Annotated in this window: 14 protein-coding genes; 4 read left to right on the top strand and 10 right to left on the bottom strand. The window is 50.5% G+C overall.

Annotated features, from left to right (window positions below; translation table 11 throughout):
- Window positions 1–36: 36 nt before the first annotated feature.
- The 9 genes from dtd to yihU form a co-directional block, all read right to left on the bottom strand.
- Window positions 37–474, bottom strand: coding sequence for a D-aminoacyl-tRNA deacylase (gene dtd / locus OGY04_RS01205; RefSeq protein ID WP_003825289.1), 438 nt, complete (start codon window positions 472–474; stop codon window positions 37–39).
- Window positions 471–1,343, bottom strand: a complete 873-nt coding sequence (locus OGY04_RS01200) for a virulence factor BrkB family protein (protein WP_008786998.1) — start codon at window positions 1,341–1,343, stop codon at window positions 471–473. Before OGY04_RS01200 ends, dtd begins: the two co-directional genes overlap by 4 nt.
- The gene (gene yihX / locus OGY04_RS01195; protein WP_286584637.1) at window positions 1,337–1,936 is read right to left on the bottom strand and encodes a glucose-1-phosphatase; all 600 of its coding nucleotides are present in this window, start codon (window positions 1,934–1,936) and stop codon (window positions 1,337–1,339) included. The genes OGY04_RS01200 and yihX overlap by 7 nt, the downstream gene beginning before the upstream one ends.
- 90 nt (window positions 1,937–2,026) lie before the next feature.
- On the bottom strand, window positions 2,027–2,917 hold the full coding sequence (locus OGY04_RS01190; protein WP_111466284.1) for an aldose epimerase family protein: 891 nt from the start codon (window positions 2,915–2,917) through the stop codon (window positions 2,027–2,029).
- A gap of 30 nt (window positions 2,918–2,947) precedes the next feature.
- Window positions 2,948–4,273, bottom strand: coding sequence for an MFS transporter (locus OGY04_RS01185; RefSeq protein ID WP_020996120.1), 1,326 nt, complete (start codon window positions 4,271–4,273; stop codon window positions 2,948–2,950).
- A gap of 104 nt (window positions 4,274–4,377) precedes the next feature.
- Window positions 4,378–5,811 (bottom strand): MFS transporter, encoded by a 1,434-nt coding sequence (locus OGY04_RS01180; protein WP_008786994.1) that lies wholly within the window; start codon window positions 5,809–5,811, stop codon window positions 4,378–4,380.
- Window positions 5,812–5,880: 69 nt separating this feature from the next.
- Window positions 5,881–6,891 (bottom strand): zinc-dependent alcohol dehydrogenase, encoded by a 1,011-nt coding sequence (locus tag OGY04_RS01175; protein WP_008786993.1) that lies wholly within the window; start codon window positions 6,889–6,891, stop codon window positions 5,881–5,883.
- Window positions 6,892–6,922: 31 nt separating this feature from the next.
- Entirely contained in the window at window positions 6,923–7,810 is an 888-nt protein-coding gene (locus OGY04_RS01170; protein WP_008786992.1) for an aldolase, read from the bottom strand.
- Between the two features lie 25 nt (window positions 7,811–7,835).
- A complete protein-coding gene (yihU, locus tag OGY04_RS01165) occupies window positions 7,836–8,726 on the bottom strand; it encodes a sulfolactaldehyde 3-reductase (protein ID WP_286584634.1) in 891 nt (296 codons plus the stop codon).
- A 172-nt stretch (window positions 8,727–8,898) separates the two neighbouring features.
- Between yihU and OGY04_RS01160 the strand changes: the two genes are divergently transcribed.
- Window positions 8,899–9,795 (top strand): sugar kinase, encoded by an 897-nt coding sequence (locus tag OGY04_RS01160; RefSeq protein WP_008786990.1) that lies wholly within the window; start codon window positions 8,899–8,901, stop codon window positions 9,793–9,795.
- Between the two features lie 39 nt (window positions 9,796–9,834).
- Window positions 9,835–10,623, top strand: coding sequence for a DeoR/GlpR family DNA-binding transcription regulator (locus tag OGY04_RS01155; protein WP_008786989.1), 789 nt, complete (start codon window positions 9,835–9,837; stop codon window positions 10,621–10,623).
- 67 nt (window positions 10,624–10,690) lie between these two features.
- On the opposite strand, the gene typA is transcribed toward OGY04_RS01155, so the two are convergent.
- On the bottom strand, window positions 10,691–12,514 hold the full coding sequence (gene typA, locus OGY04_RS01150) for a ribosome-dependent GTPase TypA (RefSeq protein WP_008786988.1): 1,824 nt from the start codon (window positions 12,512–12,514) through the stop codon (window positions 10,691–10,693).
- 379 nt (window positions 12,515–12,893) lie between these two features.
- Here typA and glnA point away from each other — a divergent pair, with 379 nt between their 5' ends.
- Together glnA and glnL are read left to right on the top strand one after the other, a co-directional pair.
- Window positions 12,894–14,303, top strand: a complete 1,410-nt coding sequence (glnA, locus tag OGY04_RS01145; RefSeq protein WP_008786987.1) for a glutamate--ammonia ligase — start codon at window positions 12,894–12,896, stop codon at window positions 14,301–14,303.
- A gap of 282 nt (window positions 14,304–14,585) precedes the next feature.
- Window positions 14,586–15,635, top strand: coding sequence for a nitrogen regulation protein NR(II) (gene glnL / locus OGY04_RS01140; RefSeq protein ID WP_008786986.1), 1,050 nt, complete (start codon window positions 14,586–14,588; stop codon window positions 15,633–15,635).
- The last annotated feature ends 8 nt before the right edge of the window (window positions 15,636–15,643 follow it).

The raw sequence follows: 15,643 nt of genomic DNA, 5'->3' as shown, positions 1-15,643 counted from the left end.
TCTCTCTTGTTGTCCGCGGCCACACCGGTAGCTGGTTCATACTTGTAACCAGAACGTCACGGGGCCATCATTAACCAGTGAAACCTGCATATCCGCAGCGAATCGACCGGTTTGCGTATTCATTTCCTGTTGGCGGCAACGCTCAACAAAGTACTCATACAGCGCCTCTGCACGATCGGGCGCAGCCCCTTTTGAAAATCCTGGGCGCATGCCGCGTTCGGTATCTGCCGCCAGCGTGAACTGTGAAACCACCAGCACGCTGCCCCCTGACTGCTGCACGTTAAGGTTCATTTTGCCTTCGGCATCGCTAAAGATTCGATAGCCGAGTACGCGCTCGCACAGGCGGTTCGCTTTCTGTTCGTCATCATCCCTTTCGACACCTAACAGAACCAAAAGTCCTGGGCCAATTTCACCCGTCACCTCGCCCTCCACGGTGACGCTGGCACGGGTTACGCGCTGAATTAATGCAATCATGGTTGCTCTGCTTCTTCTTGTTCTGCGGCTTGTTTAAGTTTGCGGTATTCCCCGAGAGTGACAGTTATTTCCGCGCCTAGCAAGACGATACACCAGGTCCAGTATACCCAGACGAATAAAATGGGGATCACAGCCAGGACACCGTAAATGAGCTGATAAGACGGGAACATCGTGATATAGAGCGCAAATCCTTTCTTTCCGGTTTCGAACAACACAGCGGCCACAAAGGCGCCAATAACCGCATCACGGTTAGGTACACGTGTAGTCGGTACGATGCTGTAAAGCAGCCAGAAAGAGAGCCAGGAGAGCACCAGCGGGAAAATACGCAGGACGTTATCGATCACCGTGTTGAGGTCGCTGGCCCAGCGCAATGACAACAGATAAGAGCTGATTGCCAGACTGGCCCCTGCCAGCAGCGGCCCCAGCGTTAAAATCATCCAGTAGACGGCGAAAGAGTAAACTTTGGGGCGAGTACGCTTGCTGCGCCAGATAGTATTCAGCGCGTTATCAATGGAATACATCAGTAATAGCGCTGTCACAATCAGCCCGCACGCCCCAACGGCGGTCATTTTGTTCGAGTTGGCAACGAACTGTTCGATATAACGCTGAATGACATCTCCCGTCGCCGGGATAAAGTTTGCAAAAATGAAATGACGTAGCTGGACGCTGACGTCAGAAAACATCGGAAATGCAGCGAAAAGCGCAAAAACTACGGCAATAAGCGGCACTAATGAGAGCAATGAGACATAGGCAAGATTCCCTGCCAGCGTCGTCATGTTGTCCTCATCAATCCGCTGCCATAGTAGCTTCAGCCAGGCCCGAACAGGACGCGTATGGTGCCTGGCTTGTTGCTGAACATTTTTTAGCATAGCAACTTCGCGAAATAGTCCGGAATGGTCGTTTTATCGACAACCTGGATGCTGGTAATCCCTAACCGATTAGCCCCTTCAATATTATCGGCGTTGTCGTCGAAAAATACCGCCTCATGCGCAGAAAAACCTTCAGACTGCAGGACATGCTGGTAAATCCGCGCTTCCGGTTTACGCATGCCCAGATCCTGGGAAAGGTAAATATGGTCAGCAGCCTGACGGATTTCGGGGTATTCGTCCGGCCAAAACGTCGTGTGCAGACGGTTAGTATTCGACAAGACGACCACCCGATGCCCCTGCTCACGCAGCTTTTGCATGATGTCGATGACTTCAGGACGCAAGGTAACAAAAACGGCCTGCCAGCCGTGGGAGAACTGCTCATAGCTTAGCGGTAGCGCCATGTCATGACATAGCGCTTCGGCAAAGGCTTCATCCGTTATTTCACCTCGCTCGTGCTGGTGAAAAGCCTCTCCCATGGTGAAACTTTGCTTTAACGAAGCCAGCGGTACACGGCTCAGATCGCTCCAAGTACCTAACACGCGATTGAAGTCGATATCGACAATCACATTACCCAAATCAAAGATATAGAGCATGCCCTTCTCCTTATTCGCCGTGGATGAATAACTGTAGCGGGAAAGGAGAAGTTTGACTATGAGTCCCTGTCGGGATTATTGGCTAAGCCATCAGAATTCCTGTGTAAATTGCCAGCGCGACTCAATCACCAACGGAAGACCTGCACTGACAAACTGCGGTGTCCTATTTATCGCATTTGGCGCCTGAGTAAGCGGATTGACACATGTTGCGTCGGGCTGTTTGTCAAAAACGACCAGGCTTTGCGCACTCGATGTCATCGTCATACTCAGCTTACCTGGCCACTGTAATCTGACATTGAGACCATCATTAAAACCAAAGCAGTCATCCCACGGGCCTGATTGTGGGGGGATTTTATTACCTGTTGGTAACTCATTATTCCCGGCTTCTTCCTGCCAGTCGGCCTTAAAACATACCAGTAATTCATCTTCTTCATTCTGCTGGCCCAGTTGTTTTGCAAACCAGGGGTGCCATCCAGCAGATGCCGGAAAAGTTTCAGACATGGTGTGAATTTCAAGTCGCAGAATTAACGCATCGTCTTCAAGAGTCAGCGTCTGCAGGACCTCTCCTTCCCAGGGCCAAGGAGCGCCCAGTGGCATGCGCAGTTTCAAGGTATCCGCTTTATGTTCGACAATTTCCCATGATGAATAACAGGCCATACCATGTAGAGCATGAGGCGGTTTGTTAGCAGGTAATACGTACTGTTTCTCCCCCACGGTCAATGTTGCATCGCCAAGGCGGCCTGCCCAAGGAACCATAGGAAAGCAGCCATACTGAAATGCTTTACGCTGTGGCTCCCATTGACGTAACACTTCAAAACCAAACGCCTGAAGCGAGGTGATTCTGGCACCATCGCGCGGAAAAATTTGCAGACGTAGATGTCCTTTTTCCAGAAAAATAGGTTGGCCGATCGGTCCCGGCCAGGCGGTATCAAAAGCACGTTGTAATGCTTGATAATGCTCAGTATTCAATTCATTGTTCATGTTATTGCTCTCTGATATTTCGGTAAGAAGTTAAATGTTATTAGCGTCATTTTTATTGTCTGAATGTGGCTCGATAAGCCAGACGCAACTGAATGAAAGTATTGAGATAACAAACAGAAACAGTGCTACATACCACGGTTTCCCGCCTCCCAGCGCCAACAAACTGGAGGCAATGAGCGGGCTTAACCCACCCAGAATTGCTGAGAACTGATAGGCAAAGGAAAGACCCGTATAGCGCACTCGTGTTCCGAACATACGAGTAAATAAGGTGGGTTGTACTGCAAACATCATCGTTGGCCCCAGGTTATAGCCAAGGATCATGCAGCACCAGATGATAAGTGTGCTTTTCGTATCCAGCAGCAGGAAGAATGGGAATGCAAAAAGGATGCAAAAACCAGCGCCAAATAAATACATCTTCCGTTGCCCAACGCGGTCAGAGATCCAACCAATTAATGGACAACACACAATGCCAATGGCTGAGGCGATTAGCATGCCGTTGAGTGGAATATCCCTTGATAATGCCAACTGGCTGGAAATATAGACAATACCAAAGGCATTAATGATGTTCGACGAAACGCTCTCCGCCAGCCTGGCCCCTAGCGCTAACAGAATATTCCGTGGATGCTTACGGAAAAGTTCAATCAACGGTGGTGCTGATTGTTCCTGTGAGACAGCCGTTTTTTGTTTTTTAAAATCCAGTGTTTCTTCAGTATGTAACCGTATGAACATCCCAACAATTAACATGATGGCAGATAGCCAAAAAGGGATACGCCATCCCCAGGCCAGAAACTCTTCCTGAGTCAGGAAGTGATTGCATAATGCAAACACCCCTGTCGCCAGCATTATCCCAACTGAGGCTGCCGTTTGTGGGAGCGAACCTAAAAACCCGCGCTTCGCCTCAGGCGCAGATTCAATAGTCATCAATGCAGCCCCGCCATATTCCCCACCCAGACCGAACCCCTGAACCAGGCGCAGAACCATCAATATAATCGGGGCCCAGATACCAATATCCTGGTATGTTGGAATGAAACCGATTAAAAACGTTGAGGAACCAACTATCGCTAACGTCCAAATCAACGTTATTTTGCGACCGACTTTATCGCCAAAGTGGCCAAAAACAATGCCTCCAAGCGGACGTGACAGAAAACCCACACCAAAGGTGGCGAATGCGGCGATTAAACCAATAAAAGGATCGCTATCAGGGAAAAACAGGGGAGCAAAGACTAGCCCTGCCGCCGTTCCGAAAATAAAAAAATCGTACCATTCCATCAACGCGCCAGCGAAACTGCCCATGACAACGCGTCTCATGGCTTTGCCGGATAGCTCTTTCCCTGGTACATGTTCTATTTCAGCCATAATTTTCCTCTCCGGGTCGGCGAGAAATCTGCGCAATAAAATCACTAAAAAAGCGGCGGATTTATACGAAAAAGCGCGTCGACATGTTGCGACGCGCTTGCTTGTTATTTATCCAACTCAGCCAGTACCTCAGCGTCTTCAGCGTCAACGTTTGCACCAAGTGGTTCCCACTTAATCAACACGCATGTCAGGAAGCCGAGAAAAGGAACAATTGCCAGCCAATAGAACGCTTCTGTCTTTAATGCACCCCACAACATAGGCCAGAAAATAAGTCCGGCAATCGCCCCAGTACGCATAATTGCACGAGCAAATCCTACGCCTGTCGGGCGAATAGATGGCGGATAAGAAAGTGTGGCAATGGTCATTCCCAGGCCGCCCGGGCCCGCTGAATGGAAGAAAATGATTGCGCCCAACAAACCTAAAGAAAGCCATGGGTTGGTGGTTGCTAATGCACCTAAAGCCAGTAATGCAACCGTTACGACGGCGAAACCATACATCGACTGAAGGCGAGTTCCCAAACGCTGGAGGATAAGAGAACCAATCAATCCACCTGTAATGCCACACAGGGCATTCACTACCGCAGAACCGCTAAGAGCCCCGGTTAATCCGCCACTTAGGATTCCCGCCAAAGTCAGCGGTAAATAAACACCCACGGCGTTATATTGCCAGGCTTGCATCGTCGCCACAACGCAGCCGAGAATAGTACGTTTGCGATAACGTGAGTTAAATAAAATCCCATAGCCGCCATGAAACTTACTTTCTGTTTTTTCAGCAGAAAAATCATCGTTTTTTGGTTTGGCAGCAACGCGAGCATGAACACCATAGCGTTTAGCCAGAATATCGCAGGCTTTATCATAACGTCCGACTCGTGCGGCCCACATTGCAGACTCACCGATGAAGAAATAACGCAGAATCATGATAATGACGGCAAAAATAGCACCAATGAAAATACCATAGCGCCATAATTGCTCTTCCGCGATACCCGACAACAACAGTGGAAGCAGCACAAGATAGACAACCGTAGTTGATACATACCAGGCCATTTGCCAGAGATTAACTGACGAACCGGTTTTCTTAGATGTTGAGCCGCGTAGTTCTGCCACCGCATTTGTTGCCAGCGGGAAATCAATACCCAAGCCAAATCCCATGATTACGCGACACACCAGCACCCACCAGATGTTCGGGGCTATCGCGACAGCTGCGGCACCTATTGTGCACAGGCCCATTCCGATGATAAATGCACGCTTTTGACCAAAGCGGTTAATCACACGGTTCGCCAGTAATCCACCAATCAGGGCGGCGACTAAAACAGAGGCGTTAACCGTCGCCGCCAGCCCCGGTGAAATACCAAATTGCAATGCGATATATTTATTACCAAAACCCACCATCGCCGCCTGATAGGCATCAATTAGAATGCCACCAAGAGCGATAAAAATGACGCCGACACTGGTGTTTACTGCTGAATGTTTATTAACAATATCAATCACGTCCTGGGGACGACCGATCGAGTAAGGTGTAGGACTGGTGATGTGACTCATCGCAGCATCCTTTTTCATTGTTGTAGGATGGCGCTACCCTTAAGCAGCGCCAGACAGAGGGTTACAGCATCAAACCTCAGCAAATTGCAGCATGACTTTTATAGAGTCATTTTGCTGCGCACGTTCAAACGCCTTATCCGCATCTTCGACAGGGAAGAGATCGGTCACCAGTTCGCTGGTGTCAAACCGCCCATCCGCAAGCCATTCAATCACGGCATCGAAGTCTTCCGGGATGTACATGCCGGAATTCAACAAATCGCGTTCGAAGCGCTGCATCATCGGAAGAGGAATTTCACGTGGGCCACTCGGTACCCCCATGCACACTACCGTTCCGCCAGCATAAACATGGGTAAATGCATCATTCAGCGTGGCCTGGGCGGCAACAACATCAATTGCCCCCGTAAAACGGACCTGTGCATCCAATTCCCCCGGAGCCCAGACTTCCGTGGCACCTAGTTTTAACGACAACGCGCGCTTGGCGGCATCAGGCTCGATGACGGTGATCTTTCCCGCACCCATGATGCGCAATGCTTGAACGATGGATAAACCAATTGTCCCTGCACCAATCACTAATACACTTTCCAATGACGCTTTCGGCATACGGCTCACGCAATGACGCGCGCAGGCTGCGGGCTCAGCGAAAGCCAGTGCTTTTAGTGGTAACGAAGCAGGTGCAACATGGCAGTTTCGTGCAGGTACAATGTGCTGCGAGCGGGCAAAACCCGGCGCCCGGAAGCCAGCAACCTGTGGCGGCTCACACAGATTAAAGCGACCCGCTTTACAAGCACGACACTCCATGCAGGCCATAATTGGGTCGACTACGACATGATCGCCCGGCTTAACATTCGTTACTTCACTGCCCACTTCAGTTACGCGTGCCGCAATTTCATGTCCAGGCACAACCGGAGGTTTTGCAAATGGGTGTCCTCCTTTCAGTACATGCAGATCAGAGCCACATATTCCGTAAAACACCGGAGCAATGCGGACTTCTTGCGGTTTAAGTTCCTGGTGCGGCAGCTCAACATATTGGGTGGTCACCTTCCCAATATCAGAAAATAGAACTTGGGTAATCTTATCCATGGTTCTTCTCCAGATTCGTTAAAATGGGTGATTAACGCTGAGAAATCCCTTCATCGACGATTTCTGCCAGGCGTTGTAAGCGTGGAACCGACACATCACGCAACATTGTTTGCGGATCTTGAGCACCAACAACCGATGCCCAAACGGCACGCCCTGCCAGGAATCCGGAAGCTCCACCCTTCATGGCGATACGGACCGCGCGGCCAAAAATGTCCGCATCAACACCAGAAGAGAGAATGACCCACGGCATTTTCATTTGTTCATGCAACTTTTGACACGCAGCAAGTAGGGTCTGTTCATCACCTTTGCCGCCTAATGGCATTTCAGCTTTATAGAGGTCAGCATCGGTGCAGCCGAGTTCAGCCGCTGCGGCAACGATGGCGCTTTCCCGGTCAAATTCCCAGCCACGACGAGGAGGACGAACGACCGGCTCAATGATGCTGACCAGCCCTGCGCTACGACAGCGTTGAACAAACTCAGCCACCATAGCCAAACGTTCTTCTGCGGGTTCATCTTCACGCCACAGCACTAACAACTTCATGGCTTTCGCACCCATTTCGCGGGCTTTATGCGGATCAATTGCTCTGTCAATTTCGACACTATCAACCGGAATACCATTACCCGGAACAAAATGGTCAGCCGCCACAATCAGTCCACATGAATCAGCGACTGCACCTTGAGAAACAATCTGATCGAGACAAAATTGTTTATCTGCCAGAACCGCTGAAGCGTAGGGAGACAGAATTTGTGTTGCTGCAACTTTAAAATCAGTCAATACGCTGTCGGCAACAGGTTTAGGATGTCCAGACGCTGCAAACATCAGACGCATTGCTTCACGCTGATCAACGGCCAGCATGGCAAATCCACCGCCAGGGCGAGAAATATCTTTCAGCGTGTATGGGGTATTGTGGGAAGACATAATAACTCCTGTAACTGTTTAAAATTTAGAGTGAATCTGGTCGGCCAGCCTGCTGACGAACCTGAGATAACAGCGCACTCCAGTCCTGACGGCCTCGACCGTTCTCGCTGGCACGGGTGTAATAGGTTTCTGCTGCAATGCCCATATTGAGCGGCGCACCGGTCTGACTAGCGACATCAACGGCAATACGCAGGTCTTTCAACGCGAGGTCCACCATGAATGCCGGAGAAAGGTCTCCTTTAAGTACCTTGCCAGGCCAGGTTGTCGTAAAGTGCCCCTTGCCTGCGGCAGTACCGCTCATGACCTTAATGGCCACATCAAGGCTCAAACCCAATGACTCGCAAAGAACAGCGGCTTCCGCTGACAAGGCGTTCAGCGCAATACTCATATAGTTATTGATGAGCTTTACGCGGATCCCCATACCGGGACCGCAAGCTTCCACCAGCTCATTCCCCATACACATCAGCACAGGGCGAGCACGTTCAACCTGTTCAGGCGTTCCGCCAGCAAGAATCAGCAGCGTGCCGTCAATCGCGTTAACTGACGTCCTGCCCACAGGAGCATCCATCATGCTGATGCCTTTCTCTTTCATCTCATGAATCAACTCATCGGTCTGCAATGGATGAATCGTGGACATGTCAATAACCAGGGCATTGGGGGACAGGCCTTCGCTGACGCCATCTTTACCCAGCAGAACTTGCCGAACGATGTCGCCATTTGGCAGCATAGTGATTATGAATTCGGCACCTTTAGCGGCTTCAGCGGGTGTTTGAGCAGCAGTCGCACCTTTTTGTACTAATTCATTGACTGCCTGTTGGTTTACGTCGAACACACGCAAAGCATGTCCCTTTTGCAACAGATTATTAGCCATTGGGCTGCCCATCTGGCCCAAGCCCAAAAATGCAACGGTTGTCATGAATGCTCTCCTGTGTCAGGTTGACAAAATAATTACAATTAAAAACTCGTTTTCGTCTGTTTTTGAGCATATTTGTAATTTATGACTAAAAACAAGACACGCGTCACTAATTTGATCATTTATGTCATTAAAATGAACAAAAGAAGACAAGATCACACAGGACTAACCAAATATGACCAGAATTGCATGTGTTGGAATCACCGTTCAGGACCGTATTTATTCTCTGAACAACCTGCCCGATGGCGGGGGAAAATATCAGTCAAATCAATATCTGGAGACAGGTGGCGGCCCGGCGGCAACAGCAGCTGTCGCCATTGCCCGGCTTGGTATTGACGTTGATTTTATAGGCCGTGTAGGCGATGACAGTTGTGGGAATACCTTGCTTAACGAGCTTCAGAGCTGGGGGGTCAATACGGCGTTCTGCCGGCAATACCCGAACTCCCGTTCATCCCAGTCCGCAATTTTGGTCGACCAGCATGGCGAACGCATTATCGTGAACTATCCAAGCCCGGATCTCGATACGGATGCAAGGTGGCTGGAGTCGATTGATTTTTCCCGTTATGACATCGTTCTGGCCGATGTACGTTGGCATGAAGGGACGTTGAAATCCTTCGAACTGGCACGTGCCGCCGGAGTTCCAACGCTGTTGGATGCCGATATGACACCACAAGATATAACCCCATTGGTGGCGCTTGCCGATCATGCCGTTTTTTCAACTCCAGGTCTGAAGAGAATGACCGGGCAAGATGATGCACAACAGGCACTTAAACTGGCCGCTGAGCAAACCAATGGTAAAGTGTACGTTACGCTTGGCGGCGAAGGGTCACTATGGATCGAAAATGGTCATATGTGTCAACAGACTGCATTTTCTGTCAATGTTGTGGATACAACCGGTGCAGGCGATGTTTTCCATGGTGCAATGGCAGCAGCTCTTGCAGAGCAAATGCCGACTGACCAGGCGATTCGCTTCGCAAGTGCGGTGGCGGCGATGAAATGCACTCAGGCGGGCGGACGAGCCGGAATTCCTAATCGTGCGCAAACCGAATCATTTTTGTCACTTTATGCGTAAAATAGCCAACAATTACGGGGAAGAAGTCCAGGAGTATTCATGAGCATCATTGAAGTCACCGGTAATCCGCGACACGATCAACTTGTTCATTACATTACAGAACGCGGCTATATGAATATCGAAGAGCTCGCACAATTGCTGGACGTGTCCACGCAAACCGTGCGCCGGGATATTCGTAAGTTAAGCGAACAGGGCTTGATCACCAGACATCATGGTGGAGCCGGACGTGTATCCAGCGTCATGAATACCGCCTTTGAACAGCGAGAGTTGTCCCTTACCCAGGAAAAAGAAGCGATAGCGGAAGCGGTTGCTGATTATCTTCCTGAACGCTGTACGGTATTTATTACCATTGGTACAACGGTGGAAGCCGTCGCACGAGCTTTGCTGAACCGTCGGGATCTTCGCATCATTACTAACAGTCTTCGTGTTGCGCAGATCTTATATAAGAATCAAGATCTTGAGGTTATGGTGCCCGGTGGAACGTTACGTGCTCATAATGGCGGTATTGTTGGCCCAGGAGCAGTGAACTTTATTGAAGGATTTAGAGCCGACTATTTGATTACCAGTATTGGTGCCATCGAGGAAGACGGCACACTATTGGAATTTGACGTTAACGAAGCGCTTGTCGCCAAAACGATGATTAAGCATGCACGTAATACGCTGTTAGTTGCTGATCATACTAAGTTTACCGCCTCAGCCGCTGTATCCATCGGTAATATGCGTAAAATTCGGGCATTTTTTACCGATTCCCAGCCACCAAATTCATTCAAGCAATTGCTTGATTTAGAAAATATTGAGCTAGTCATTGCAGAGCAGGAAACGACCTGATCTTTTAGATAAAAAAAGCCGCTGATAATCAGCGGCTTTTTTGTGCTTACCTGAAAAAGAGTGTTAATTACTCTTCTTTCGCGCCACGCATTGCACGGCGACGATCGTTTTCAGTCAGGTGACGCTTACGGATACGGATAGAGGTTGGTGTTACTTCTACCAGTTCGTCGTCATCGATGAATTCCAGAGCCTGCTCCAGAGTCATCTTAACCGGCGGAACCAGAACCGTTGCTTCGTCAGTACCAGACGCACGCATGTTGGTCAGTTTCTTACCGGTCAGGCAGTTTACAGTCAGGTCGTTAGAACGGCTGTGAATACCGATGATCTGGCCTTCGTAAACTTCAGCACCGTGACCCAGGAACAGCTTACCGCGGTCCTGCAGGCTGAACAGTGCGAACGCAACTGCTTTACCCTGGCCGTTGGAGATCAGTACGCCGTTCTGACGCTGACCCACATCACCCGCACGAACGTCGTCGTAGTGGCTGAAGGTGGAGTACAGCAGACCGGTACCGGAAGTCATGGTCATGAATTCTGAACGGAAGCCGATCAGACCACGGCTTGGGATCACGTAGTCAAGACGTACGCGGCCTTTGCCATCTGGATTCATGTTTTTCAGGTCGCCTTTACGCTCACCCAGAGCCTGCATCACAGAACCCTGGTGCTGCTCTTCAACGTCCAGCGTTACGTTTTCGAACGGCTCTTGTTTACGGCCGTCGATTTCGCGGAAGATTACTTTCGGACGGGAAACCGCCATTTCGAAACCTTCACGACGCATGTTTTCGATCAGAACAGACAGGTGCAGCTCACCACGACCGGATACACGGAACGCATCCGCATCTTCGGTTTCTTCAACGCGCAGCGCAACGTTGTGCACCAGCTCTTTGTTCAGGCGGTCAAGGATCTGACGAGAGGTAACATATTTACCTTCTTTACCGCAGAACGGAGAGGTGTTTACGCAGAAGAACATGGTAACGGTCGGTTCATCAACGGACAGAGCTGGCAGCGCTTCAACATTCTGCGGGTCGCAGATGGTGTCGGAGATGTTCAGTTCGCCCAGACCGGTGATCGCGATGATATCGCCTGCTTCAGCAATATCACTCTCGATACGTTCCAGACCCAGATGGGTCAGAACTTTACCGACTTTACCGTTACGGGTTTTGCCTTCGCTATCAATGATAGTGATCTGCTGGTTCGGTTTAACTTTACCGCGTTTGATGCGGCCGATACCGATTACGCCAACGTAGTTGTTGTAGTCCAGCTGAGAGATTTGCATCTGCAGCGGGCCATCAAGATCTACGCTCGGAGCCGGTACACGATCAACGATAGTCTGATACAGCGGAGTCATGTCTTCAGCCATGTCTTCGTGATCCAGACCCGCGATACCGTTCAGCGCAGAAGCGTAAACGATCGGGAAGTCCAGCTGCTCGTCGGTAGCGTCGAGGTTAACGAACAGGTCAAATACCTGATCAACAACCCAGTCAGGACGCGCGCCAGGACGGTCAACTTTGTTGATAACAACAATTGGCTTCAGGCCATGGGCAAAGGCTTTTTTGGTCACGAAGCGCGTCTGCGGCATCGGACCGTCCATTGCATCCACCACCAGCAGCACAGAGTCGACCATGGACATTACACGTTCAACTTCACCACCGAAGTCGGCGTGCCCCGGGGTATCAACGATGTTGATACGGTAGTCATTCCATTTGATAGCGGTGTTTTTAGCGAGGATGGTAATCCCACGCTCTTTCTCCAAATCGTTGGAGTCCATCACGCGCTCTTGGGTTTCAGCACGTGCATCGAACGTACCGGATTGTTGGAGCAGCTTGTCTACCAGGGTCGTTTTACCATGGTCTACGTGCGCGATGATGGCGATGTTACGCAAATTTTCGATCACAACTTTGCCTCAGGCATTTTAGAAATAGCGCGTTATTGTACACGGATTAATCGCAGTACAAAACAGGATCACAAACATCCTCCGCAAACAAGTATTGCAGAGTTTCTTTGTGATCACATTCACGGAGCGTTAAAAGGGGTAATCTGACATGCTTTGCACCAATATGGTGCTTAATGTTCACATTAAAGCACTATAATGGTGCAATACAACCTTCATGGTGCAGCCCCTTTGCACGATGGTGCGCATGATAACGCCTTTTAGGGGCAATTTAAAAGTTGGCACAGATTTCGCTTTATATTTTTTATGGCGACACGGCCAATTTTTGCAGAATTGAAGACTTCGTTACCACGACGACAATGACCAATCCGGGAGAGTAAGTATGTCCGCTGAACACGTTTTGACGATGCTGAACGAACACGAAGTGAAGTTTGTTGATTTACGCTTCACTGATACCAAAGGTAAAGAACAGCACGTCACTATTCCTGCTCATCAGGTAAATGCCGAATTCTTTGAAGAAGGCAAAATGTTTGACGGCTCCTCAATCGGTGGCTGGAAAGGCATTAACGAATCAGACATGGTTCTGATGCCAGATGCGTCTACTGCTCTCATCGACCCGTTCTTTGAAGAGTCTACCCTGATCATCCGTTGCGATATCCTGGAACCAGGTACGCTGCAGGGCTACGACCGTGACCCGCGCTCCATCGCTAAACGTGCTGAAGAGTATCTGCGTTCTACCGGCATCGCAGACACCGTTCTGTTCGGGCCAGAGCCAGAATTCTTCCTGTTTGACGACATCCGTTTCGGCGCAACTATTTCCGGTTCCCACGTGGCTATCGATGACATCGAAGGCGCATGGAACTCTTCCACCAAATACGAAGGTGGTAACAAAGGTCACCGTCCAGGCGTGAAAGGCGGTTACTTCCCGGTTCCTCCGGTAGATTCTTCTCAGGATATCCGTTCTACCATGTGTCTGATCATGGAAGAAATGGGCCTGGTTGTTGAAGCGCATCACCACGAAGTGGCGACTGCTGGTCAGAACGAAATCGCGACCCGCTTTAACACCATGACCAAAAAAGCGGACGAAATTCAGATCTACAAATATGTCGTTCACAACGTCGCTCACCGTTTCGGTAAAACCGCGACCTTTATGCCAAAACCAATGTTTGGCGATAACGGTTCCGGCATGCACTGCCACATGTCCCTGTCCAAGAACGGCGTAAACCTGTTCTCCGGTGACAAATATGCGGGTCTGTCTGAGCAGGCGCTGTACTACATCGGTGGCGTAATCAAGCACGCTAAAGCGATCAACGCCCTGGCTAACCCGACCACCAACTCCTACAAGCGTCTGGTCCCGGGTTACGAAGCACCGGTAATGTTGGCTTACTCTGCCCGTAACCGTTCTGCGTCTATCCGTATCCCGGTAGTTGCTTCTCCGAAAGCGCGTCGTATCGAAGTGCGTTTCCCGGACCCGGCTGCTAACCCATACCTGTGCTTCGCAGCGCTGCTGATGGCTGGTCTTGACGGTATTAAGAACAAGATCCACCCGGGCGAAGCAATGGACAAAAACCTGTACGACCTGCCGCCGGAAGAAGCGAAAGAGATCCCACAGGTTGCTGGTTCTCTGGAAGAAGCACTGAAAGAACTGGATCTGGACCGCGAGTTCCTGACCGCAGGCGGCGTGTTCACCAATGAAGCGATCGATGCGTACATTGCGCTGCGTCGCGAAGAAGATGACCGCGTGCGTATGACTCCGCACCCGGTAGAGTTTGAGCTGTACTACAGCGTTTAATCGTTTGAGTTGCCGTGGAACTTTTAGCCTGCTCAGGCAGGCTTGAGATCGATGGTGAATGATAGGACGCCTGATGGCGCAAACTTATCAGGCCTGGAGGGTAACATTACCTTGTAGGCCGGATAAGGCAAAGCCGCCATCCGGCATCTATGTTTGCCAGTCATCTGTAGCCCATCCCCGGATGGGCTTTTTTCTCCACTAACAACCTGCTTTTTCGCGCTTTTTTGATGTAAAAAGCTATAATGCACTAAATTGGTGCAACACTTTTCAGGAGACTGCTGAATGGCAACCGGCACGCTGCCCGATGCTGGGCAGATCCTCAATTCTTTAATCAACAGCATCTTACTCGTCGACGATGAGCTGGCTGTACATTACGCCAACCCGGCGGCACAGCAGTTGCTCGCCCAAAGCTCCCGCAAACTGTTTGGTACACCGCTTCCCGATCTGTTGAGTTATTTCTCCTTAAACATCGGACTGATGCGAGAGAGCCTGGAAGCAGGCCAGGGCTTTACGGATAACGAAGTGACGCTGGTGATAGACAGCCACTCACATATCCTCTCTGTGACCGCTCAGAGGCTGCCTGATGGCCTTATCTTGCTGGAGATGGCCCCTATGGATAACCAGCGCCGTCTGAGTCAGGAACAGCTCCAGCACGCCCAGCAGATTGCCGCTCGCGATCTGGTGCGTGGTCTGGCACATGAAATTAAAAACCCGCTGGGCGGATTACGCGGTGCGGCGCAACTTCTCAGTAAAGCGCTTCCGGACCCGGCGCTGACCGAATATACCAAAGTCATTATTGAACAGGCGGACCGCCTGCGTAATCTGGTCGACCGTCTGCTGGGGCCACAACAGCCCGGCATGCACATCACGGAAAGTATTCACAAAGTGGCGGAACGCGTGGTGGCGCTGGTCTCGATGGAGCTGCCGGAAAACGTCACGCTAATCCGGGATTACGACCCAAGTCTGCCCGAATTACTGCACGACCCGGACCAGATCGAGCAGGTTTTGCTGAACATCGTACGCAATGCTTTGCAGGCGCTGGGACCGGAAGGCGGCGAGATCATTCTGCGCACCCGCACCGCGTTTCAGCTCACGCTACACGGCATGCGTTACCGTCTGGCGGCACGAATTGATGTAGAGGATAACGGTCCAGGTATCCCCTCGCATTTGCAGGATACGCTGTTCTACCCAATGGTTAGCGGTCGCGAAGGCGGTACCGGCCTTGGATTATCTATCGCCCGTAATTTGATTGATCAACATTCCGGCAAAATTGAATTTACCAGTTGGCCGGGTCATACCGAGTTCTCGGTTTACCTGCCTATCAGGAAATAAGGTGACGT

This window comes from Citrobacter sp. Cpo091 (assembly GCF_030332645.1).
In the GTDB taxonomy this organism is placed as follows: Bacteria; Pseudomonadota; Gammaproteobacteria; order Enterobacterales; family Enterobacteriaceae; genus Citrobacter; species Citrobacter portucalensis.
This window is presented reverse-complemented; position numbering and strand designations above follow the sequence as displayed.